This window comes from Kribbella sp. NBC_00382, from assembly GCF_036067295.1.
Lineage (GTDB): Bacteria > Actinomycetota > Actinomycetes > Propionibacteriales > Kribbellaceae > Kribbella.
Genome location: NZ_CP107954.1, coordinates 4976787 through 4998612, shown reverse-complemented (window position 1 = coordinate 4998612; position 21826 = coordinate 4976787). Strand labels below are relative to the sequence as shown.

Here is a 21826-nt window from a genome sequence, read left to right as displayed (position 1 = left end):
GGGGCGGAAGGCAGAGGGACGGCCGTACCGGGAGCTGGACGGAGCTCCCGGTACGGCCGGAGGGGGGTGCTTTACTTGCTGCCGGCCTTGTACTTGTCGTAGGCCTGCTGGTTGATCTCCAGGTAGCGCGGCATCCCGGTGCTGTCCAGGCCCTTCACGTACGCGTCCCAGTCGGTGTCCAGGTTCTTCGAACCGGTGATGAACGCCAGCTGGTTCTGGTTCACGTAGGAGTTGAGGTTGGTCTGCAGGGTGGCCAGCTCGCCGCTCAGGCTGGGGTCCGGCCAGACCGAGGTCTGCGGGAAGTACTGCGACTTGTCGAAGTGCGTCTCGTAGAGCTTGGTGGCGTCGAACAGCCGCCGCTCGTACCCCGCTCCGGACAGGGCGTCGGTCGGGACGACCTGCGCGTTACGGAAGGCGAGCGTGTTGTTGTACTGCCCCAGCGCGCCCCAGCTGATGTTCTTCGGAGCGTTCTGGACCGGCTTGTACAGCGGCTTGGTGCTCTTGTCGAGCGCGACGTCGCCCGGTCCCGGCTTGTTCCAGCCGACGCCCAGCGGACCCATGTTGGTCGTCATCTGACCTTCATCGGTGTAGATGTAGTCGAGCATCTTGATCGCCGCGACCTGAGCCTCCTTGCTGGCCTTGTTGGTCAGCATGAAGGTGTAACCGGTGGAGCTCGGGTAGTTCCAACCCGTGTAGCTCTTGCCTTCGGGGCCGGTCAGCGGCGGGACGGCGTCGTACTGCCGGTCCCGGCCGTCCTTGGAGTCGGCCTGGACGAAGATGTACGGGTGCAGTACCGGTACCGAGCCGAGCGTGATCGCCTTCGGGTTGTTGCCCTGGGCCTGCAGCGCCTGCGCGTTCTGGGTGAACGCGGCCTGGTCGATCAGGCCTTCCTTGTACAGCGAGGCGATGTACTTGAGACCCTCGCGCCACGCCGGGGCGTTCACCGGGGTGACCACCTTGTCGCCGTTCAGGGCGAGCAGCGACCGGACGCCGTTGTTCGCGCCGACCGGGTCGTAGGCGAACGCGCCCATCAGGTACGCGATCAGGCTGCTGTCCTGGACGTCCGACGTCATCGGGATCTCGTCGGCCTTGCCGTTGCCGTTCGGGTCCTGGGTCTTGAAGGCCTGCAGCACCTTGCGCAGGTCCTCGGTGGTCTTCGGCTGCTGCAGGCCGAGCTTCTTCAGCCAGGCGCTGTTCATCCAGAGCTTGTCCGACGCGCTGCAGTGGAAGCAGTCGGCCCACTGCGGCAGCGCGTAGATGTGACCGTCAGGTGCGGTCGACATCTCCTTGTAGGTCTTGTTGGTGTCCAGCGCCTTCTGGATGTTCGGCGCGTTGTCCTTGATCAGCTGCTCCAGCGGCAGGGCGACGCCCTGCTGGCCCAGCTTGAGCACCTCGGCCTGCGTGAACGCGTCCACCCAGGGGATCAGGAAGAACAGATCCGGGTAGTCGTTGCTGGCCAGCGCGATCTGCCGCTTCTCCTTGGCCGGACCGGCGTCGAAGGTGGTGGTCTGCCAGCGGAACTGGATCTTGAACTTGTCGCTCATGATCTTGGTGACCTGGTTGGTGTCCAGGTTCATGGTCTGGTCGGCCGGCGTGAAGGTGTCGATGATCACCTTGCCGTCGGCCGACGTCTCGTTCGTCGCCCCGGTGGACTTGTCGGAGCTGCACGCAGCCACGGTGGCGAGCAGGCCGGCCGCGACTAAGGCGGTGACCGTGCGCACGGATGAGCGCATTGCTGTGTTTCCTTTCTGGATGGGCTTTTCAGCCCTTGACCGCGCCGACCATCACGCCCTTGGTGAAGTGGCGAGCGACGAATGGATAGATGATCAGTACGGGCAGGCTCGAGATGACGATGAGCGCGTACTTCAAAACGTTGGCCAGCTGTTGCTGTTCGAGCTGCTGCGCCAGGTTGGTGGTAGTGGTCGATCCGGTCAGGGTGTTCAGGATCAACACGTTGCGCAGCACGATCTGCAACGGGTAGAGGCCTGGATCCTTCAGATAGATCAGGGCGTCGAAGTAGCTGTTCCACTGGAAGATCGCGTACATCAGTGCGATGACGGCGATCACCGGCTTGGACAACGGGATCACGATCGACCAGAGGAACCGCAGATCACTGGCTCCGTCGATGGTGGCCGCTTCGTAGAGCTCGTCCGGGATGGTCGAGCGGAAGAAGGTCCGCGCGATGATGACCTGCCAGACCCCGATCGCGCTCGGGATCACCATCGCCCAGCGGGTGTTCAGCATGCCGAGGTCCTGGACCACCAGGTAGGTGGGAATCAGGCCGCCGGAGAACAGCATGGTGAAGATCAGCGCGCTCATGATCACGTTGCGGCCGTAGAAGGTCCGGCGCGACAACGGATAGGCGATCGCGATCGTCAGCGTGACGCTGATCAGCGTGCCGCCGATCGCGTAGATGAACGAGTTCAGGTAGCCCTTCATGATCAACGGATCACTGAAGGCCTCCTGGTACGCCTTGATGCTCGGCTCGATCGGCCACAGCAGTACCCGGCCGCCGCTGACGGCCGACGGGCTGCTGAACGAGTTGGCAACGATGTAGATCAGCGGCACGGCGACCACGATCAGCGCCAGCCAGAGCATGATCTTGACGCCGAACAGGAAGATCTTGTCTGTCCTGGTCTCCTCGATCGCGGTCCGTTGCGACCCCTTCGGCTGCCGGGCCGGCCGCCGGATTCCCTGCAGAGTGACGCTCATGACCACAGTCCGTTCCCGGTGATCCGCTTGGCGACGAAGTTCACGACCACCAGCAGGACGAGGTTGATGACGGAGTTGAACAGCCCGATCGCGGTCGCCATGCTGAAGTCGGCGTTCAGCAGGCCGGTCTTGTAGACGTAGGTCGCGATGATCTCGGACTGCGCGGTGTTCAGCGGGTTCTGCAGCAGGAAGGCCTTCTCGAACCCGATCGACATGATGTTGCCGACGCCGAGGACCAGGATGATCACCGCGGTCGGCATGATGCCGGGCAGGTCCACGTTCCGGATCCGCTGCAACCGGCTGGCCCCGTCGATCCGGGCCGACTCGTGCAGCGCCGGGTCGATGCCGGCCAGCGCGGCCAGGTAGATCACCGCGGAGTACCCGGTGGTCTGCCAGACGTCGGACCAGACGTAGATGTGCCGGAAGTAGTCCGGCCGGCCGAGGAAGTCGATCTTCGGGATCCCGAACAGCCCGATCGCGTCGTTCACGAACCCGAGCTGCGGGGAGAGCACCAGGATCGTCATCGAGACCACGACCACGGTCGAGATGAAGTACGGCGCGTAGGTGACGAGTTGCACCGTCTTCTTGAAGACGCCGACCCGGATCTCGTTCAGCGCGATCGCCAGGATGATCGGGATCGGGAAGCTGGCCAGCACGGTGTAGGCGGCGAGAAAGAACGTGTTCTTCACCAGGGTCCAGAACACCGGGTTCTGGAAGAACAGTTCGAAGTTCTTGAAGCCGACCCACGGGCTGCCCCACGGTCCCTTGACCGGGCTGTAGTCCTTGAACGCGATCACCGCGTTGGAGATCGGGATGTACTTGAAGACCACGAAGTACGCGAGTGGGACGATGATCAGCAGGTAGAGCTGCCAGTGCCGGCGGAAACTGCGCCGCGCCTCGGTCCAGCGGCTCGGCCGCGGTATCTTCCGGGGCGTTCTCACCGCCTGATTCAGCGCCGGCGCTGTCGGCGCCGGTTTCACCTCGATCGTTCCGCTCACACCTGCGTCCCTTCGGTGTTGCCGCACGTACTGTGACGATCCGCTGACTTCTCGGAGCCAAACCGATATCCGATAGGATGTTGGCTTCCACCGGGAGAATGACACAGAACCCCGATGAGTGGAAGAGCAACATTCACTGTCGATACCGGACCTTGACCATGACGGCTCCGGCCTTGCCTACAAGGATTTCCGGCCGACTCCACAAGCTCGGCAGATTTGTTGCTTATAGCAACAAACGCCACAAGGTCCCGCGGGACTCCACGGGACCTGGGCGGCCGGCAGCGCGCCAGGTGGGGTCACTCTGAGCTGCGACCCTTGACCTGATGCACTGACTTTATTTCCTTAGTGAACTATATCGCAGTCAACCGCTGCCTGCCGCTTATGTCAAGACTTGAGTTCTCACTGGCCGCCGAGTACTTCGGCGCGGAGGCGGCCGTGGACGTGCCAGTCGTGCCAGCCGTCGGCGTGCTTGATCGCCTGCCGCAGCGTTCCTTCGTGAGCGAAACCGGTCTTCTCCGCGACCCGGCAGGAGGCGTCGTTCAGGGTCGAGTGATGGTTCTCCAACCGATGGAGGCCGACCTCGCCGAAAGCCCAATCACACATAACCTGCACAGCCCGCACGGCCAGTCCTCGTCCCCGTGCGGCCGGCAGCACCCAGTACGAAACTCCGGCCACCGCCTCCGCCAACGAGATGCTGCGCAGCCCCACCTGCCCAACCGGCTCATTGCCGTCATCGACGATGGCCCAGCTCACAGCCTCCTCGGCAGCCCACCGCAAAGGCCATTGAACAGTCCACTCGATGGCCTCTTCAGCAGTATCAAGCCGACGAACGTGCCACCGCTGGATATCCGGGCACTCAAAGGCCTCCCGCACCAACGGCGCATCGTCGACACCCCACGGCCGCAGCACCAGCCCGTCACCCATCAACCGAGGCTGCTCTTCATCGCGCAGGATTCCAGTGGGCAGGGCCGGTTCAACAAGCACAGGCATGGCTTGAACCCTACGGCTTGGGAGTGCCGGTGCGACCCAGTTGCCGTTCGATCATCGGTACGTCGAAACGCCCCGTGCGAGGTCCTGACCAGAGCTCAGCCATCACCATGTTGACCCGGAAGACGCGTTGCAGCGGGTCGATCGCGGCCATCTCTTCCTCACTCAACGGAATGCCCAGCTCCGTCGCCGTCCGCTGGTAACCGGTCAGCAGCCCCGGCGACCGATGAACGCGCGCGATCACGAACTCCCACGACCGACTGTCCGCATGCACCAGATCGAAGTCGATGATCCCGCTCAGCCGGTCATCGGTGATGTGCAGGTTCCACTCCGCGAAGTCGCCGTGCACCACCGTTTGCGGCAATGTCGATAAGTTGCTCCCAGCAACGAGCTGCTTGACCTCGGCCATCGCCGCCTCGGCCCAGTCAGCCAGATCACCGCGTTCCGTGCGCAGGGCAACAACACCGGGATCCCAATCCTGGAAGGCACCCATCGCCTCCAGATCGCATCCCTGGAAGAACCCGTGCCGCTGCCCCAGCTCGAGCTCCCGCAGGTCGGCATGCAGCCGCGCAAGTACCGACCCCCGCTTCTCGACCTGCTCGGCGGTCTCCGCAGCATGCGGCTTGCCCGGCACGAACCGCGTCGCCGCCCACAGCCGCCCGTCGTGCCAGACCGGTCCCGCGACCGGCGTCGGCACGGTCCACCCTTTGGCCGTGAGGTGATGTAGTACCGCGCTCTCGTAGGCGAGGTCGGCCTCGGTGCGCAGTACGTGATAGCGCCGCAGTACCAGGCACTGCCCGGTCGGAGTGTGCCCGAGCCAGTTGCCGTTTCCGACCGAGTCCGCGTCGGCCGGGCGGGTTTCCTCGAAACTTTCGAAGGTCAGCTCGAGCCGTGCGGTGACGTCCCGCAGTGTCGATAGCACCCGGCCAGTATGAGACCCGACCCGACCATCACGGGGGAACGGCCGGGCCGGGCTTCTTCGATGGTACCCCTGCGGAGGCTGCCCAACCGGGTATTCGGTGCCCGCGAGTAACGAAATTCGCGGGCGGCGACCCGAAGTCTGGTTTAGCATCGGCGACATGCAAGCTTCTTCCTGAAAGCGCACTTCCGCCGCTGACTGACACAACTGTCAGGCGAGCTGTGCCGTTGTGCGTCACGTCCGGCGCTTTGACCGTCGCCCAGCACGGTCGCGCTTTGTCATGCCCAACTGACGTGTAGCTTTCAGGAGTACAGCCACGATGCCGTTTTTTCCTGCCTACCGAGGGGCCGATCCGGCCCGGACCTACTACGCCTTCCATGGCGTCTGGGCCTATCTTTCCGCGCTGACCTTCACCCTCAACCTCGTTTACCAGATCAAGGAAGTCGGGCTCAGCCCGCTCCAGCTCGTCCTGGTCGGGACGACGATGGAGATCGCCTGCTTCCTGTTCGAGATCCCGACCGGGATCGTCGCCGACCTGCGCAGCCGGCGGTTGTCGGTGCTGATCGGGTTCGCCCTGATCGGGGTCTCGTTCCTGCTCCAGGGCTTCGTTCCCGCGTTCTTCGCCATCCTGATCGCCCAGGTGATCTGGGGACTCGGCTACACCTTCACCTCGGGCGCCGACCAGGCCTGGATCACCGACGAACTCGGTGAGGACAACGTCGGCCCGATCTTCGTCCGCAGCCAGCAGATCTCGCTGGCCGCGCAGATCGCCGGCACCGTCTCGGCGGGTGCGATCGGGCTGCTCAGCCTGAGCCTGCCGATGAAGGTGGCGGGCATCGGAATGATCCTGCTCGCCCTGGTCCTGTTCTTCTTCATGCGCGAGCAGAACTTCCACCCGACCCCGGCCGCCGAGCGGGACAACTTCCAGCAGATGGCCGACACGTTCAAGCACGGTCTGGCGGTGGCCCGGCGCCGCCCGGTGGTCCGTGCCCTGGTGCTGATCAGCCTGATCTCAGGGCTGTCCAGTGAGGCCTTCGACCGGTTGTGGTCGGTGAAGATCCTGTCCGACTTCCACTTCCCCGACCTGCTCGGTACGACCAATCCGGCTGTCTGGTTCACGGTCTTCTCGCTGATCGGTACATTCCTGGCGCTGGGCGCTTCGCTAGTGGTCAACAAGGTCTCGGCCGACCGGGTCAACTCTCTGCACCCGAATGGATTGCTCGCCCTGCTCAGCCTGTTCCAGCTGGCCGGCGTGATCGGATTCGCCCTCGCCGGGCAGCTCTGGATCGCACTGGCGGCGATGTGGTTCGGCGCGATCGCGGCCACCATCAGCTACCCGATCGAGTCCGCCTGGCTGAACCGCAACCTCGACTCGAAGTCACGCGCGACGGTGATCTCGATGGTCGGTCAGGCGAACGCCATCGGCCAGGTCGCCGGCGGTCCCCCGCTCGGGGCGCTGGCCGGGGCGACGTCGATCCGTACCGCGCTGACGGTCTCGGGGCTGATCCTGTCCCCGATCCCGCTGCTCTACCTGCGACTGCGGCCGGATACGCGCAACGTAGTACCGGCCGCAGAAGCGGCGAAGAGCTAGTCGACCTCGGCCTCCACGCGGCGGCGGTCGTGGCCGGTCTTGATCAGGCTGGCGACCGTCGTCACGAGGAGGGTTCCGGCGATGAAGCCGAGCGAGGTGGCGATCCCGATGTGCGGCAGGTGGATTGCTCCGATGTCGTCGATGTGCGAGCCGTGCAGCGCCTCGATGATCAGCTTCACGCCGATGAAGGCGAGGATCACGGACAGGCCGACGTTGAGGTAGATGACCCGCTCGAGCAGGCCGCCGATCAGGAAGTACAGCTGCCGCAGGCCCATCAGCGCGAAGGCGTTGGCGGTCAGTACGACGTACGCGTCCTGGGTCAGGCCGAAGATCGCCGGGATCGAGTCGAGCGCGAAGATCACGTTGGCCATGCCGATCGCGGAGATCACGATCACCAGCGGGGTGAGCATCTTCTTGCCGGCGGAGTTCGTACTGACCAGCTTGGCGCCGTCGTAGTCGTGCTGCAGCGGCAGGATCCGGCGCATACCGCGAATGACCACGTTCTCCTGGAAGTCCGTCTCGTCGTTCTCGCCTTCGAGCGCGAGCCGGACCGCGGTGTAGACCAGGAACGCGCCGAAGATGTAGAACACCCAGCTGGCCGCGGCGATCGCGGCGGCGCCGGCCAGGATGAAGACGGCGCGGAGCAGCATCGAGACGACGATGCCGATGTAGAGCACCTTGTCCTGGGCCAGCGACGGGACCGCGAACCTGGCCATGATGATCACGAAGACGAACAGATTGTCGACGCTGAGGCTGTACTCGGTGATGTACCCGGCGACGAACTCCGAGCCGGACGCGTCACCGGGTTTGAAGACGAACAGCAGCAGAGCGAAGACGGCGGCCAGCCCGACGTAGAACAGCACCCAGCGGGTCGCGTCCTTGATGGTGACCGTGTGGTTGCGGCGGGCGATCACGATCAGATCGAAGGCGACGATCGCCAGCAGACCGACGATCGTAAGGATCCACACCTGAGCAGGCACGGCAGAGACCATGGTTTTCCTCCGGACGTCGACAAGGGCGGTCCGGAGGTCTCTTCCGCCCGCGGGTTCTCGGACCGACAGCACCGGGTGGGCCCAAGGCTCACCGTGATGACGACGCTGCCGCGAAGGAATACTCCCCTCCACAAACAGACCGAGCCTACCTGGTACCCAGTTTGTCCGCCGTGCACCACGTCACAACCGGCCTGTTCTGCCCAACATCGTGTACCGCATACAGATTCCGGTACCAGCCCCCTTGGCACCGTTTGCCCTGTCGGCCACCCGGGTACGCGGAGTGGGCGCCGCCCGCCGCCCCGGGCAGGACGGTGCCTGAAACCTGGAGGAATCTGATGGGTATCGGCGCAGGAATCTTTCTGCTCGCCGTTGGCGGCGTACTCGCATTCGCCGTCTCGGACCGGATCAGCGGCGTAGACCTCACCATGGTCGGCTACATCCTGATGGGCGCCGGCGCGCTGGGCATAGCCCTGTTCCTCCTCCTGAACAGCCAACGCACCCGAGCCACCCACACCACAGTCGTAGAAGAACACCGCGACGTCCGGGACCCCCGGGACCCGCGCCTCTGATCCACCACAAGCGAGCAACGGCCGCCCGAACTGCGCGCCACCGCTTGCGCAACGCCCCGGCGGGCAGGGCCCAAGCGCGACCCTAGCCCGATCCGTGCGACCCGACGCGGCTACGGAACTCCGGGCGGGTCCACCCTGTCGGCGGCCAGCCCGACGGCCGTCGTCGTCGGGCTGGCCGGGCTGACCGTTGGGAATGGTGGGGTTTGGGGTGATGCCGACGCTACCTGCGGGTAGGTGGTAACTAACTTGCACACCACGACGAATAGTTTCCAGACAGCCACAATCGCTCAGCGCAGCGAGTGTGCGTCAGCGGCCTACGCGGTACGGACCAAACCGGTCGGCCATGCCGGGGCCTGGCGGCCGGAGCTTGCGCAAGCAGCCGGACCCCGTTCGAGCGACCGTGGCTCAACAGGTCAGCCCGACCCCAGCACCGGCAGTCTCATGGCCGACAACCCGCAGGGGCGTTGCGCAAGCAGTCGCACCCCATGCGGGCGGCCGTCGCTCAACCAGCCAGCCCAGCTACAGCACGAGCAGCAAGGCGACCGCCACCCGCCGAGGCGTTGCGCAAGCGGTTGCACTCCGTTCGAGCGGCCGTGGCTCAACCGGCCAGCCTGGCTTCGGCACCAGTAGCCACGCGACCGGCAATCCGCCGGGGCGATGCGCAAGCAGTCGCACCACATACGGGCGGCCGTCGCTCAACCAGCTAGCCCGGCTGCGGCTTCGGGTTGGGTTGGGTGGAATAGGTGGGGAGGTTGTGGGGCTGTACTTCGCATGAGATCAATCGTGTTTGACCAGCTTGGTGCGGCCGACTCTGTTCTTCGTCTTGTTGAGCGTGAGGTTCCTGAACCTGCGGCGGGTGAGGTTCGGGTGAAGATTGCGGTGTCGGGGGTGAATCCGACTGACTGGAAGGCGCGGACCGGGCTGTACGGCGGTGAGGCCGTTGAGTCGGTCCCTAACCAGGACGGGTCGGGGACCATCGACGCGGTCGGCCCCGGCGTGGAGGGGATCAACGTCGGCGACCGGGTCTGGCTGACACTGGCTGCGTACCAGCGGCCGCTCAGCGGTTCGGCGCAGGAGTACACGACGCTGCCGGCTGAGCGGGTCTTTCCGTTGGCGGACGACGCTTCATTCGAGCTCGGCGCGAGCGTCGGCGTACCGGCAATCACGGCGCATCGTGCGTTGACGGTTGCCGAAGGTGGGCCGACTCGACTGTCGCCGGGTGCGCTTGAGGGCAAGGTCGTTCTGGTCGCGGGCGGCGCCGGCGCAGTTGGGCACGCGGCGATTCAGTTGGCTCGCTGGGCGGGTGCGACCGTGATCGCGACGACCAGCCCGGGGAAGACCAAGTATGCGGAAGCCGCAGGCGCGCATCACGTCGTGAACTACCGCGAAGAGGATGCGGCGAAGCAGATCCGGTCCTTCGCTCCGGACGGCGTCGACATCATCGTCGAGGTGGCCGCCGGCGCCAACAACGAGCTCAACCTCGCGGTCCTGAACTCTCGCGGCACCATCGCGATCTACGCGAACGACGGCAACCAGCCGATCACCCTCGATATCCGCGCGAACATGGGATTGAACGCCCGGTACCAGTTCCTGCTGCTCTACAGCGTCGGCGCGGAAGCCATCACCGCCGCGGCCGAGGACATCAGTACGGCGATCGCGGCCGGCGTCCTGCCCGTCGGCGAGGAAGCAGGTCTCCCCCTGCACACCTTCGATCTGGCTCAGACCGCTGAGGCGCACCAGGCCGTCGAAGCGGGCGCCACCGGCAAGGTGCTGATCACCGTCAGCTGAACCGGTTCGTTGGGCAAGCGCATTCCCGGAGGGTTGACAGTCTTCGACGGACAGTGGTGTGATGCCAACTGGTAGTTAGGACAGGAAACTTTCCTAACTATTGATTGTGGTTCCTGCAGCTCCTTTCCGCCCCGGAACATCAGGAGACCTCCATGACCCGTCGATCCCTTCGGCGTGCGCTGCTCAGCGGCCTGTCGGCCGTGGCCGTCACGCTGGCCCTCGCACCCCTCACTCCGGCCGCGACCGCGGCATCCACCGACTACCAGGCCGAGAACGCCACCATCTCCCAAGGCGTGGTCGAGTCGAACCACGCCGGCTACACCGGTACCGGCTTCGTGAACTACGACAACCTCGTCGGCAGCTACGTCGAGTGGACGGTGACGGCACCCGCCGGACCGGCCGACGTGACGCTTCGCTACGCCAACGGTACGACCGCCCAGCGGCCGCTCGACTTCACCGTCAACGGGGTGGCCGGCGCGGTCGGCATCACCTTCCCCGGTACTGGCGACTGGACCAGCTGGCAGACCAAGACCGTCCGGCTGACCCTGGCCGCCGGCACGAACAAGATCCGCGCTCGCGCGACCACTGCCGACGGCGGCCCGAATGCGGACAAGCTGACCGTCACCCCGACCAACGACGACGCCACGCCGCCGTCGGCTCCCGGGAACCTTGCCGTCAGCAACATCAAGTCGAACGCCGCGACCTTCACCTGGACGGCCGCCACCGACAACGTCGGCGTGGTCCGGTACGAGATCAACCGCGGCGGCAACGTGCTCAAGGTGGTCGACGCGAACACCTTGACGGCCACGGTCGACACGCTGACCTCCAATACGGCGTACGACGTGTCCGTGGGCGCGTTCGATGCCGCGGGCAACGCTTCGCAGCAGAGCAACGTGGTTGCGTTCACGACACCGACGAGCGGTGACACGCAGCCGCCGAGCGTGCCCGGCAACCTGCGCACGACGTCGATCACCTCGAACAGTGTCGGGCTGGCGTGGAACGCGTCGACCGACAACAGCGGGAGCATCGCCGGGTACGACGTGTACCAAGGCGCGACGAAGGTGTCGACGACGAGCTCGCTGACGGCCACGATCACGAACCTGACTCCCAATACGCAGTACTCGTTCACGGTCAAGGCACGCGACCCTGATGGCAATGCGTCGGGTCCGAGCAACGCGGTGAGTGTGCGGACGGCTAGCACCGGGACGGGCGGCATTCCCGGGTACGACCGGGACATCGCGAAGGTCGACCTCGGGTGGAGCGTCGCGTTCCTGCCGGACGGATCCGGCTCGGCGCTCGTGACCGAGCGGGACCGTTTCGAAGTACTGCTGGTGACGTCGACCGGGCAGAAAACCACGCTGGGCAAGGTCCCTGGCGCTGTCACCACGACGGGTGAGGGCGGTCTGCTGGGGCTGGCGTTGTCGCCGAACTTCAGCACCGACCACTGGGTTTACTTCTACCACACGGCCGCGAACGACAACCGGATCGTGCGGATGAAGTACGAGAACGGTGTGCTGGCCACGACGTCGGAGCCGGTACTGACCGGGCTGGCGAAGAACCGGTACCACAACGGCGGCCGGCTGCGGTTCGGGCCGGACGGCAAGCTGTACGCGACTGTGGGCGACGCGAAGAACAGCGGCAACTCGCAGAACCGCGGCTCGCTGAACGGCAAGATCCTGCGGCTGAACGCCGACGGCAGCGCGCCGAGCGACAACCCGTTCTTCAGCGAAGGCGGCAACGCGCGCTACGTCTACAGCTACGGCCACCGCAACCCGCAAGGTCTGGCGTGGGACTCCCGTGGGCAACTGTGGGCCGCGGAGTTCGGCGAGAACAGCCAGGACGAACTCAACCTGATCCAGAAGGGCGGCAACTACGGCTGGCCTGCTTGTGAAGGAACCATCGGCGACTGCGGCGGCTACATCGCGCCGAAGCGGACCTGGTCCACGTCGCAGGCCGGCCCGAGTGGTGTCGAGATCGTCAACGACTGGATCTACATCGCCGGCGTCACCGGCCAGCAGCTCTGGGTCACCCAGATCAACTCCGCCGGTACCGGCGTAGGCACTCCCCAAGCCGTCTTCTCCGGCCGCTGGGGCCGCCTCCGCAGCGTCACCAAAACCCCCGACGGAGCCCTCTGGCTCACCTCCACCAACGCCGACATGAACGGCGGCACCCCAAGCGGCATCGACAACGTCATCGTCCGCTTGAAGTTCCCAACTCCATAAGCCACAACCACTCAGGGCGGTGCCGTCAGCTGTTCGGCGGCACCGCCCTGGTGCGTCGGAACCGGCCGGGAGTTGTGCCGGTGGCGAGGTGGAAAGTCTGGGTGAAGGCGGATTCGGAGGCGTAGCCGACTCGGGTGGCCACTGAGGCGACCGTGAGTGCAGGGTCCGCCAGGAGATCCGTTGCGTGCATCATGCGGATGGTGGTGAGGAAGGCGCCGACTGTCGTGCCGGTGGACTTGGTGAAGTGGCGGAGGAAGGTGGCTCGGGACATCGTGGCGATGGCGGCCAGCTTCTCGATCGGCCAGGGTTTGGCGGGGGCTTGCAGGATCGCGTTGATCGCCTGGGATATCCGGGGGTCGGCGGTGGCGGTCCAGAGGGTGGTGTCGGGGAGTTTGGGGGTGGAGTTGCGCAGCAGCATGGTGAGGATGGCTGTGCAGATGGAGGAGAGGATCGCGGTGGTACCGGGTCCGTTGTGGTTCGCCTCGTGGCGCATCAGGCCGCACATGGTCCGGACGGTTTCGTCGTCCTGCGCGAACGAGACGATGGCCGGATCGGGCAGGGTTTGCGCGAGCAGGAGGCCGGCCGCCGAGCCGAAGGTGTAGTGGCCGCAGAAGAGGTCGATCACACCGTCCGCACTGGAGCTCGTCGTGCGGATGGTGCCGAAGGCCTGGCCTGGAGTCTTGGTTGAGGTTTGCAGTGGGGCGGTGCCGGAGGTACGGATTCTGTGAGGTGGGCTGGTGGGGAGCAGGACTGCGTCGCCGGCGGTGAGCGGATAGGACTTGTCGGCCACCTCGAGGGTGCACTCACCGTCGAGCAGGAAATGGAAGGCGGTGTCGGAGTCGCCGTAAGCCGCGACCTCCATCACCGTTGACGCCGCCAGCAGGCAGCGGACGTCGAGCACGGCGCGTACGCGGGCGAGTTCGATGAGGTGACTGATCGGGTCCATGTGAGACTCTCGCGATGAAAATCGAGCTGAAAGCAGCTAGTGCGGATCACTTGCTCACTCCGAGACTAGCTCCATGGACAACAACACCCTGCACGCGGACGTGATCGTGATCGGCTTCGGCAAGGGCGGCAAGCTCGCCGCCGCGGCCCTCGGGCGCGAGGGCAAGCGCGTCGTACTGATCGAGAAGTCGGACCAGATGTACGGCGGCACCTGCCCGAACGTCGGCTGTGTGCCGACCAAGGCGCTCGTGCACCACTCGGGCAAGCGGCGCCCCGACGACTCTCCGCAGGAGTGGTTCGAGCACGCGGTCGGCGAGGTCCAGGCGCTCACGTCGCTGTTCCGGGCCGGCAACTACGACGCCATGAACGGCGCCGACACGATCACCGTGATCACCGGCGAGGCGTCCTTCACCGACCCGCATACCGTTGCCGTCGGCAAGGGTTCGGACCGGATCCTGGTGACCGCGGAGACGATCCTGATCAACACCGGATCGGCGCCGGTGATCGCCGGCATCCCCGGCCTGCGGGACAGTTCACGGCTCGTGACGAATGTCGACCTGATCAAGAACACGACGCTGCCCGGCCGGCTCGGCGTGATCGGCGGCGGGTACCTCGGTATCGAGTTCGCGTCGATCTACCACCGGTTCGGCTCCCAGGTGACCGTACTCGAGTCCTCGCCCCGCATCCTCGGCCGCGAGGACGACGACGTTGCGGCTGCTGCCGAGCAGATTCTCACCGACGAAGGCGTCGACATCATCGCCAGCACCCAGGTGATCGAGGTGCGCGACGAGGCCACCGAGACGGTGATCGTGTACGAGAAGGGCGGTCGCCGGCACACCCTGACCGTCGACGCGGTCCTCGCAGCGACGGGCCGCGCCCCGGTGACGGAAGGCCTCGACCTGGGCAAGGCAGGAGTCCGTACGACGGAGCGCGGCGCGGTCGCCGTCGACGAGTACCTGCGCACCAGCCAGCCCCACATCTTCGCGCTCGGCGATGTGAACGGTGGTCCCCAGTTCACGTACATCTCGCTGGACGACAGCCGGATCGTGCTCGACCAACTCCTCGGCGAAGGCAAGCGCTCGACCACGGACCGGGTGGCGGTACCGGCGACGCTGTTCATGTCTCCCCCGCTGGCCACGGTCGGGCTGACCGAGAAGCAGGCGCGCGCCGACGGCCGCAACATCAAGGTTGCCCGGCAGAACGTCGCCGACATCATCGCGATGCCCCGCGCCTACATCGTCGAGGAGACCCGCGGCCTGATGAAGTTCGTCATCGACGCGGACACCGACCAGATCCTCGGCGCCGCCCTGCTCAGCGTCGACGCCCAGGAACTCATCAACACCGTCACGCTCGCGATGCGCCACGGCATCACCGCATCCGAGCTCCGCGACTCCATCTACACCCACCCCAGCTCGACGGAGGCCTTCAACGACGTGCTGGACGCGATCATCTGAAGGCCGCGGACGGTGTTAGCGTCCGGGGTCTGATGATTGAGCTTCCGGGTGGCAAGGTTGCGTTGCGGGACGAGGGGTCGGGCGGGTCGTGGGTCGCGGAGGTGGCGCCCTTCCGGTTGGCCGCCTGTACGGTCACCACGGGTCAGTACGAAGGTGGACCTAGTGAGTTGCCGGCTACCGATGTGTCGTGGCTGGATGCGGTTCGGTTCTGTAACGCGCTATCGACGGCGGAGGGGCTGCTACCGGCGTACGCGCTGGTTGATGGGGATCGGGACGGGGAGCAGGTCAGCTGCGACTGGACCGCTAGCGGGTATCGGCTGCCGTCGGAGGCGGAGTGGGAGTACGCCTGCCGTACTGGGGGCCCTGAGCAACGGTATGGCGAGCTGGACGAGATCGCCTGGTACCGGGACAACTCGGGTGGTCGGGTGCACGAGGTCGGCGGCAAGCTCGCCAATCGGTGGGGGTTCCACGATCTGCTCGGCAATGTGTGGGAGTGGACCTGGGACCTCCACTCGGCGGCGTACGGACCGTACCGGGTCTTTCGGGGTGGAGGCGCCTACGATCCGCCGAACGCCTGCCGAGCCTCCAGCCGGCGCAAGAGCCACCCGACCTTCCACATCGACGACCTCGGCTTCCGGCTCGCGCGTAGCGGGCACTAGTGCGCTAGCAGGTCCGGAAGGTCTGCGGTCGCGAGGGTCTGGGCGATCAGGGCGTGGCCGGCGGCGTTGGGGTGGTCGCCGTCCGGCGCCAGCAGGGTCGTGACGTCGAGGCCCGGCTTCTCGAACGGGGTGAAGATGTCCACGTACGTCGCGCCCTCGGTCCGGGCTACCTCGGCGACGGCTGCGTTCGCCGCGCGGGTGAGGGCGAAGGACGCCTCGATCCCGTCAGAGGTGTAGAGCTTGCGGGCGACTTGGCCGTCTTGGAAGACGTTCCAGTAGCCGGTCATCACCACGTGGACGCCGGGGCGTAGGGCGTGGATGCGAGTCAGGATCTGGTGCAGGTTGGTGGGCAGGCGGCTGAGTTCCTTGGCGACGCAACTGCCGGGCACGACCGGAGTACAGGATGCTCGGGTGACGGCGTCCTCGTGGCCGGAGAAGTCGTTCGCTCCGATGGTGATCAGGACGAGGTTCGCGGCCTGGACGGCTTCGCTGATGCCCGAGTGGTAGTGCCTCAGCTGGTTGAGCAGGCCGGTGGAGTTCATCCCGCTGACGCCTTGGTTGTCGACGGCAACGGATACACCGGTGCGCTCGGCAACCAGCCGGCCGTAGAGCCGTGGGAACGCGGTGCATCGGCAGGCCACGCCGGAGGTGACCGAGTCGCCGAGGGCAACGATGGTGAGCTCGGCCCGCTGGCGAGGGGCAGGCGCCTCATCGCCTCCGACGGTGGCCAGTCCGGCTGCGCAAAGCAGCAGCGCGATGGCACCGGCGAGCAGGTGTCGACCCTTCACAGGTCCAGTCTGCCCCACGCTCACCAGCTGGTGTCGAGCGGTTTCCCCTCGCTGTAGCCGGCGGCGCTCTGGATGCCGACGACGGCGCGGTGGTGGAACTCCTCCAGGTTGGTGGCGCCGACGTACGTGCAGGAACTGCGGACGCCGGAGACGATCGAGTCGAGCAGGTCTTCAACGCTCGGGCGCTCGGGGTCGAGGTACATCCGGGCGGTCGAGATGCCCTCGCTGAAGAAGCCCTTGCGAGCGCGCTCGAAAGGGGTGTCGTCGTCGGTACGGAGTCGGACGGCGCGAGCCGACGCCATCCCGAAGCTCTCCTTGTAGATCCGGCCGTTGCTGTCGCGATGCGGGTCCCCGGGCGACTCGTACGTGCCGGCGAACCAGGAGCCGATCATCACGCTGGACGCTCCGGCGGCGAGTGCGAGCGCGACATCCCGCGGATGCCGTACGCCGCCGTCCGCCCAGACGTGCTTGCCGAGCTCACGGGCTCGGGTCGCGCACTCCAGTACTGCGGAGAACTGCGGCCGGCCGACAGCCGTCTGCATCCTCGTGGTGCACATCGCGCCGGGACCGACCCCGACCTTGATGATGTCGGCACCGGCCTCGACCAGGTCCTCGACGCCCTCGGCGGTGACGACGTTGCCCGCGACGATCGGCACCTTGGGGTCTAGGGCGCGGACTGTTCGCAGTACGTCGAGCATGCGCTCCTGGTGACCGTGTGCGGTGTCGATCACGAGCAGGTCGATGCCGGCGTCGAGCAGGGACTTCGCCTTCTGTTCGGCGTCGCCGTTGATGCCGATCGCGGCCGCTACCCGGAGTTTGCCCTGGGCATCGACCGCGGGGTCGTACAGGGTGGCGCGGAGGGCGCGCTGGCGGGTGAGGATGCCGACGATGCGGCCGTCCTCGTCCGTCACGGGCGCCAGCCGGTGGTGCCCGTCGTACAGCTGGTTGAACGCTTCCTCCGCCGCGATCCCGGCCGGCAGCCTGAGCGGTTCGCGGGACATGATGCCCTCGAGCTGGGCGTACCGGTCGACGCCTTCGCAGTCGGCCTCGGTGACCACGCCGATCGCGCGGCCGTTCTCGACCACGATCACCGCGCCGTGGCCGCGCTTCGGCAGCAGATTGAGCGCCTCGCCGACCGTACCGGAGGGCGCCATCACCAGCGGGGTGTCGTAGATCGGGTGCCGTTCCTTGATCCAGGAGACGACCTCGGCCACCACCTCGACCGGGATGTCCTGCGGGATCACCGCCAGCCCGCCACAGCGGGCGATCGTCTCGGCCATCCGCCGCCCCGACACCGCGGTCATGTTGGCCGCGACGATCGGGATCGAAGCCCCGCTCCCGTCCCGGGTGCCGAGATCCACGTCCAGCCGCGACTGCACGGCCGACCGGTTCGGTACCAGGAAAACATCGTTGAACGTCAGATCCTGCTCCGGCTGCTGCCCCCGAATAAACCGCAAACCACTCACCTCACTAGCCCGACACCAGATCTTCTGGAGACTACGTCACCCCTCGCCTGCGGACCTATGCATTCGGCAGGCGAGGGGGTGGTTCAGTTACCCGCGGTGATGCGGGACGGCTTGAAGCCCTTGAAGGTGAGCCAGAGGCCCAGGGAGAGTTCCCAGATGAAGATGGGGACGGTGGCGATGCCGGACGGGAGGGAGAGCTGGTCGTAGGCGCCGAAGATCAGGGCGACGGCGGAGATGAGGAAGATCGGGGCGCCGACCAGGCCGATCAGCGGGATGATGCGCGGTACCAGGCCGGATCGGTAGAGCAGGGTGCCGAGCAGGAGCGCGTTCACACCGGGCATCACGCCGGGGCCGAGGAGGAAGGTCCAGTCGTGGATCGCGACGAGGGACTGCTGGGCGGCGATGAGTGCGGCTGGGTCCGCACCGGCGATCGGGTTGTCGCGGAGCGTCACCACCGAGAGCAGGGCGCTGACGCCGACGACGATGTACACCCCTTCGATCACGCGTGAGGTGACGAAGCCGAGGGCCAGCCATTCGCTCTGGCGCTTCACGACCGGGAACAGGACTACCGCAGTACCGATGCCCGCTAGTGCGGTGATGACTTCGAGCGCGCCGCCGAGGAAGACCCCCGCGCTGGAACCGGAGCCGAGGATGTACCTCGGGTCGCCGACCAGGTTCGAGTAGAGCGGGAGCGCCGGGATCGACGCGACGAAGGTGATCAGGTAGAGGACGCCCGCCACCAGCGCCGTCCTTCGCAACGAGTCGGCCTTTGGCGGTGCGGTGGTGCGAGTGATGGTGGTCATGGTGCCCTTTCCCTATGTCGCTGGATGGAGAGCAGCGGCAGGCCGGTGTCGCGGACCTTCTGCAGCAGGCCGTGCAGCGCGGCCTGGTCGGCCACCGGTCCACTGATGACGGTCGTGCCGTCGCTCTCGTTGGTCAGGGCGAGCCCGTCGAACCACGCTGCCCAGCGGGCGTCGAGATGCCCTTGGAGGCGGATTTCGTACGGTTCGTCCATGACCGCAAGCTAGGCGGCGATGTGGTGAGCCGGCGTCACCACAAGTGGTGATTCACGGTGGTGATTCAGCGGGAGAAGAGCTCGAGCTCGCCGGCCCGGCGGACCGCGGCGCGGCGGTTGGTGACGCCGAGTTTGGCGTAGATGTGCTTGGTGTGGGTGCGCACGGTGTTGAGCGAGACGACGAGTTCGCGGGCGATGCCGGGGCCGTCGAGTTCGGTGCCGAGCAGGCGCAGTACGTCGAACTCACGCGCGCTGAGCGGTTCGATCAGGCCTTGCTTGGCCGGCATGGCACGGCCCGTCCTCTCGATTGCTTCGAGGACACGCTTGGCTCGGGTTTCGCCTTGTTTTGCGAGGGTTTGGAGCAGGGAGATCACCGGCTGGCCCTCGTCGGCGAAGATCCGGACGTGGCGGCCAGGCTCGGCCAGGGTCAGCGCCCGTTGCAGGTCGGCGAGCGCCGCTTGGCTGTCAGACGCCTGGCGAGCTCGCAGGACGAGGATCTCGATCGCGCTTCCGGTCCGCTTGCCGTCCTCCGCGGCGGCCAGGAGACGGTCCAGAAACGAGCCTGCTTCTTGGGCCGAGAGCACGCGCGCCAGGGTGAGGTGCTCGTACTCACGGAGATAACTGAGGTCGTCATCGACAGTCAGCCCCTGGTCGGCCACCCAGCCGAGCGCCTTGTCGAGCTCCCCCGCCGCGAGCCACACTCTCGCGCGCACGGCCGGGATCGGGCGCACATTGGGGAAGTAGTCGCCGACGTAGACACTCTCCGCCTCGTCGAGCAGCTGGAGCGCTGCGGCGAAATCGCCTTCTGCGGCACGGATCCGGGCCATCGCGACGCGGCGGCGATACGAGTACTGCGGCAGGCTGGCCTGGTCGCCGACGGCCCGCGCCTTGGCCAGGTACTGGGTCGCGGCCTGCAGGTCGTTGCGTTCGCGGTGCAGCTCGGCCAGTCCGACGTACATGTCGGCGGTGCCGCGGAGTACTGGTTCGCCTTGGCCGGGTTTGAGCAACAGGGCTTGCTCGAAGGTTCGCATCGCGTCGCTGGGGCGGCCCTGCGCTAGGCGGATGTCGGCCAAGGCGATCGCACAGCCTAGGGCGTCTGAGGTGTAGCCAGCTGCTTGCAATCCCGTAGTACAGGCGGTCCAGGCTTCGTGTGCTGCTTCGAGGTCGCCGGTGGACCAGTAGGCGAGGCCGAGCAGGCCGGCGGAGGCGGCGCGCCAGAGGTGGCTGTCCTCGGCTGCGATGGCGAGCGCTTGGCTGGCATGGGTGACGGCTGCTGGGAGATCTCCGAGGGTCAGGGATTGGGCGGCTCGATAGGTCTCGATCGATTCGGCGAGGCGGCTGAACGCGTCGTGGTCGACGACGATCATCTCCTCGTCGCCTGTCAGGTAGCGCTCGGCTTCCTGGAGTCTGCGCTCGACGCCGTCCAGCTCGCTGCCGATCAGTAGGGCTCCGGCGTAGGTCACCGCTAGTACCGGCCGGACGCTGATCACGTCGTCGGGCAACGCCCGCAGCCAGGCCCGTACGACGGCCTCCTGTCTCGTCCTGCGTAGGTCCGGGATGGCCAGCTCGACCAGAGCCGCCGCCTGTTCGAAATCCTTTGCTGCAAGGGAATGACGGATCGCCTCGGCCCGCTCGCCGTTCTCCTCGTACCATGCGCTGGCCCGCTGATGCAGCCCGGCGACGACCTCCGGCTGCTCGTCCAGCAGGTGCGCTTGGAGGACGTCGGCGAAGAGTTGGTGATACCGGTACCACCGGCGCTGATCGTCGAGCGGGAAGAGGAAGAGGTTGCCTCGCTCGATCGCGGTGAGCCGGTCCTTCCCACCGACCTGCCCGGTGACGGCGTCACACAGCGGCCCGCACAGCCGGTCGAGGACGGAGGTCTGGAGCAGGAAGCTCTGCACGTCCTCGGGCTGCCGCTGCAGCACTTCTTCGGCCAGGTAGTCGACGATGTACCGGTCATCCCCCGCGAATCCGGCGATGAACCCGCTGACGTCGTCGCGCCCCTGCATCGAGAGCGCGGCCAGTTGCAATGCGGCGATCCAGCCTTCGGTACGCCCTTCCAGTACTGCGACGTCGTGCGCCGTGAGCGACAGCCCCATCACGCCATTGAGGTACTCCGCGACTTCGTCGGCCGTGAACCGCAGTTCCGCCGACCGGATCTCGACCAGCTCGCCCCGCGCTCGCATCCGGGCCAGCGGCAACGCGGGATCGGTCCGGCTCGCGATCACCAGGTGGATCTGGGGCGGAAGGTGTTCGACGAAGAACGCCATGCCGTCGTGGATCTCGCGGGCCTCGATGACGTGGTAATCGTCCAGCACCAGCACAACGTCGTACTCGATGGTGCCGAGGTCGTTGAGCAGAGCCGAAAGTACTGCCTCGATCGGTGGCTGGGTGGATTGCAGCAAGGAGACCGCGGTGGCGCCGACGTCGGGAGCGGCGGTCTTGAGGGCAGCGACCAGATAGGACCAGTACGACGCGGCATCGTTGTCCCGCTCGTCGAGTGAGAGCCAGGCGGCCTTGCGTCCGTCCGCGGCCAGCCATTCGGTCAGCAAGGTCGTCTTGCCGAAGCCGGCGGGCGCGGAGATCAGCGTCAACCCGGTCGACACGGCCAGCCGCTCCCCCAAGCGCTCGCGCTCGACTACGCCGCGCCGCCGCCTGGGCAGCCGGAACTTCCCCTCCAGCAACTCCCCCACCTCCCCTGGACACATACTGGGGATGAAT

The 21826-nt window shown here is 66.3% G+C and carries 18 protein-coding genes; 6 read left to right on the top strand and 12 right to left on the bottom strand.

The annotated features are described in order from the left end of the window. Positions 1 to 71: 71 nt before the first annotated feature. The 5 genes from OHA70_RS24145 to OHA70_RS24125 form a co-directional block, all read right to left on the bottom strand. Positions 72 to 1733: an ABC transporter substrate-binding protein gene (locus OHA70_RS24145; RefSeq protein ID WP_328321345.1), complete on the bottom strand. Its 1662-nt coding sequence runs from the start codon at positions 1731 to 1733 to the stop codon at positions 72 to 74. 28 nt (positions 1734 to 1761) lie between these two features. Then, positions 1762 to 2712 carry a carbohydrate ABC transporter permease gene (locus OHA70_RS24140; protein WP_328321343.1) on the bottom strand — a complete coding sequence of 317 codons (951 nt, stop codon included), beginning with the start codon at positions 2710 to 2712 and terminating at the stop codon, positions 1762 to 1764. Beyond that, positions 2709 to 3653, bottom strand: a complete 945-nt coding sequence (locus tag OHA70_RS24135; protein ID WP_328321341.1) for an ABC transporter permease — start codon at positions 3651 to 3653, stop codon at positions 2709 to 2711. The genes OHA70_RS24140 and OHA70_RS24135 overlap by 4 nt, the downstream gene beginning before the upstream one ends. Positions 3654 to 4109: 456 nt before the next feature. Further along, entirely contained in the window at positions 4110 to 4700 is a 591-nt protein-coding gene (locus OHA70_RS24130; protein WP_328321339.1) for a GNAT family N-acetyltransferase, read from the bottom strand. 10 nt (positions 4701 to 4710) lie between these two features. Further along, the gene (locus OHA70_RS24125; RefSeq protein WP_328321336.1) at positions 4711 to 5619 is read right to left on the bottom strand and encodes a phosphotransferase enzyme family protein; all 909 of its coding nucleotides are present in this window, start codon (positions 5617 to 5619) and stop codon (positions 4711 to 4713) included. A gap of 316 nt (positions 5620 to 5935) precedes the next feature. Here OHA70_RS24125 and OHA70_RS24120 point away from each other — a divergent pair, with 316 nt between their 5' ends. After that, positions 5936 to 7207, top strand: a complete 1272-nt coding sequence (locus OHA70_RS24120) for an MFS transporter (protein ID WP_328321334.1) — start codon at positions 5936 to 5938, stop codon at positions 7205 to 7207. On the opposite strand, the gene OHA70_RS24115 is transcribed toward OHA70_RS24120, so the two are convergent. Then, the gene (locus OHA70_RS24115; protein WP_328321332.1) at positions 7204 to 8187 is read right to left on the bottom strand and encodes a TerC/Alx family metal homeostasis membrane protein; all 984 of its coding nucleotides are present in this window, start codon (positions 8185 to 8187) and stop codon (positions 7204 to 7206) included. The genes OHA70_RS24120 and OHA70_RS24115 overlap by 4 nt on opposite strands. A 347-nt stretch (positions 8188 to 8534) precedes the next feature. Here OHA70_RS24115 and OHA70_RS24110 point away from each other — a divergent pair, with 347 nt between their 5' ends. From OHA70_RS24110 to OHA70_RS24100, 3 genes are all read left to right on the top strand, one after another. Then, positions 8535 to 8768, top strand: coding sequence for a DUF6458 family protein (locus OHA70_RS24110; protein WP_328321330.1), 234 nt, complete (start codon positions 8535 to 8537; stop codon positions 8766 to 8768). A 771-nt stretch (positions 8769 to 9539) separates the two neighbouring features. Next, positions 9540 to 10556, top strand: a complete 1017-nt coding sequence (locus OHA70_RS24105) for an NADPH:quinone reductase (RefSeq protein ID WP_328321328.1) — start codon at positions 9540 to 9542, stop codon at positions 10554 to 10556. 152 nt (positions 10557 to 10708) lie between these two features. Continuing rightward, a complete protein-coding gene (locus tag OHA70_RS24100) occupies positions 10709 to 12778 on the top strand; it encodes a PQQ-dependent sugar dehydrogenase (RefSeq protein ID WP_328321326.1) in 2070 nt (689 codons plus the stop codon). Between the two features lie 25 nt (positions 12779 to 12803). Here the strand turns inward: OHA70_RS24100 and OHA70_RS24095 are convergent, their stop codons facing one another. Beyond that, positions 12804 to 13724, bottom strand: coding sequence for an AraC family transcriptional regulator (locus OHA70_RS24095; RefSeq protein ID WP_328321324.1), 921 nt, complete (start codon positions 13722 to 13724; stop codon positions 12804 to 12806). A gap of 73 nt (positions 13725 to 13797) precedes the next feature. On the opposite strand from OHA70_RS24095, the gene OHA70_RS24090 reads away from it, so the two are divergent. Both OHA70_RS24090 and OHA70_RS24085 read left to right on the top strand, forming a co-directional pair. Then, entirely contained in the window at positions 13798 to 15177 is a 1380-nt protein-coding gene (locus tag OHA70_RS24090) for an FAD-dependent oxidoreductase (protein WP_328321322.1), read from the top strand. Positions 15178 to 15209: 32 nt separating this feature from the next. Next, on the top strand, positions 15210 to 15836 hold the full coding sequence (locus OHA70_RS24085; RefSeq protein WP_328321320.1) for a formylglycine-generating enzyme family protein: 627 nt from the start codon (positions 15210 to 15212) through the stop codon (positions 15834 to 15836). Here the strand turns inward: OHA70_RS24085 and OHA70_RS24080 are convergent. The 5 genes from OHA70_RS24080 to OHA70_RS24060 form a co-directional block, all read right to left on the bottom strand. Then, positions 15833 to 16624 (bottom strand): SGNH/GDSL hydrolase family protein, encoded by a 792-nt coding sequence (locus OHA70_RS24080; RefSeq protein ID WP_328321318.1) that lies wholly within the window; start codon positions 16622 to 16624, stop codon positions 15833 to 15835. The genes OHA70_RS24085 and OHA70_RS24080 overlap by 4 nt on opposite strands. A 20-nt stretch (positions 16625 to 16644) precedes the next feature. After that, on the bottom strand, positions 16645 to 18081 hold the full coding sequence (locus tag OHA70_RS24075; protein ID WP_328321316.1) for a GuaB1 family IMP dehydrogenase-related protein: 1437 nt from the start codon (positions 18079 to 18081) through the stop codon (positions 16645 to 16647). 92 nt (positions 18082 to 18173) lie between these two features. Then, positions 18174 to 18893 carry a DUF4386 domain-containing protein gene (locus OHA70_RS24070; RefSeq protein WP_328321314.1) on the bottom strand — a complete coding sequence of 240 codons (720 nt, stop codon included), beginning with the start codon at positions 18891 to 18893 and terminating at the stop codon, positions 18174 to 18176. Continuing rightward, complete coding sequence (locus tag OHA70_RS24065; protein WP_328321312.1) at positions 18890 to 19105, bottom strand: hypothetical protein; 216 nt, start codon at positions 19103 to 19105, stop codon at positions 18890 to 18892. Before OHA70_RS24065 ends, OHA70_RS24070 begins: the two co-directional genes overlap by 4 nt. Positions 19106 to 19170: 65 nt before the next feature. Next, the gene (locus OHA70_RS24060) at positions 19171 to 21798 is read right to left on the bottom strand and encodes a LuxR C-terminal-related transcriptional regulator (protein ID WP_328321310.1); all 2628 of its coding nucleotides are present in this window, start codon (positions 21796 to 21798) and stop codon (positions 19171 to 19173) included. Positions 21799 to 21826: the final 28 nt, after the last annotated feature.

Excerpts from the sequence above, each read along its gene's own strand:
- OHA70_RS24090 (WP_328321322.1), top strand. The coding sequence starts at position 13,798 with ATGGACAACAACACCCTGCACGCGGACGTGATCGTGATCGGCTTCGGC.
- OHA70_RS24105 (WP_328321328.1), top strand. The coding sequence starts at position 9,540 with ATGAGATCAATCGTGTTTGACCAGCTTGGTGCGGCCGACTCTGTTCTT.
- OHA70_RS24130 (WP_328321339.1), bottom strand. The coding sequence starts at position 4,700 with ATGCCTGTGCTTGTTGAACCGGCCCTGCCCACTGGAATCCTGCGCGAT.
- OHA70_RS24140 (WP_328321343.1), bottom strand. The coding sequence starts at position 2,712 with ATGAGCGTCACTCTGCAGGGAATCCGGCGGCCGGCCCGGCAGCCGAAG.
- OHA70_RS24065 (WP_328321312.1), bottom strand. The coding sequence starts at position 19,105 with ATGGACGAACCGTACGAAATCCGCCTCCAAGGGCATCTCGACGCCCGC.
- OHA70_RS24095 (WP_328321324.1), bottom strand. The coding sequence starts at position 13,724 with ATGGACCCGATCAGTCACCTCATCGAACTCGCCCGCGTACGCGCCGTG.
- OHA70_RS24070 (WP_328321314.1), bottom strand. The coding sequence starts at position 18,893 with ATGACCACCATCACTCGCACCACCGCACCGCCAAAGGCCGACTCGTTG.
- OHA70_RS24085 (WP_328321320.1), top strand. The coding sequence starts at position 15,210 with ATGATTGAGCTTCCGGGTGGCAAGGTTGCGTTGCGGGACGAGGGGTCG.
- OHA70_RS24110 (WP_328321330.1), top strand. The coding sequence starts at position 8,535 with ATGGGTATCGGCGCAGGAATCTTTCTGCTCGCCGTTGGCGGCGTACTC.
- OHA70_RS24120 (WP_328321334.1), top strand. The coding sequence starts at position 5,936 with ATGCCGTTTTTTCCTGCCTACCGAGGGGCCGATCCGGCCCGGACCTAC.
- OHA70_RS24145 (WP_328321345.1), bottom strand. The coding sequence starts at position 1,733 with ATGCGCTCATCCGTGCGCACGGTCACCGCCTTAGTCGCGGCCGGCCTG.
- OHA70_RS24100 (WP_328321326.1), top strand. The coding sequence starts at position 10,709 with ATGACCCGTCGATCCCTTCGGCGTGCGCTGCTCAGCGGCCTGTCGGCC.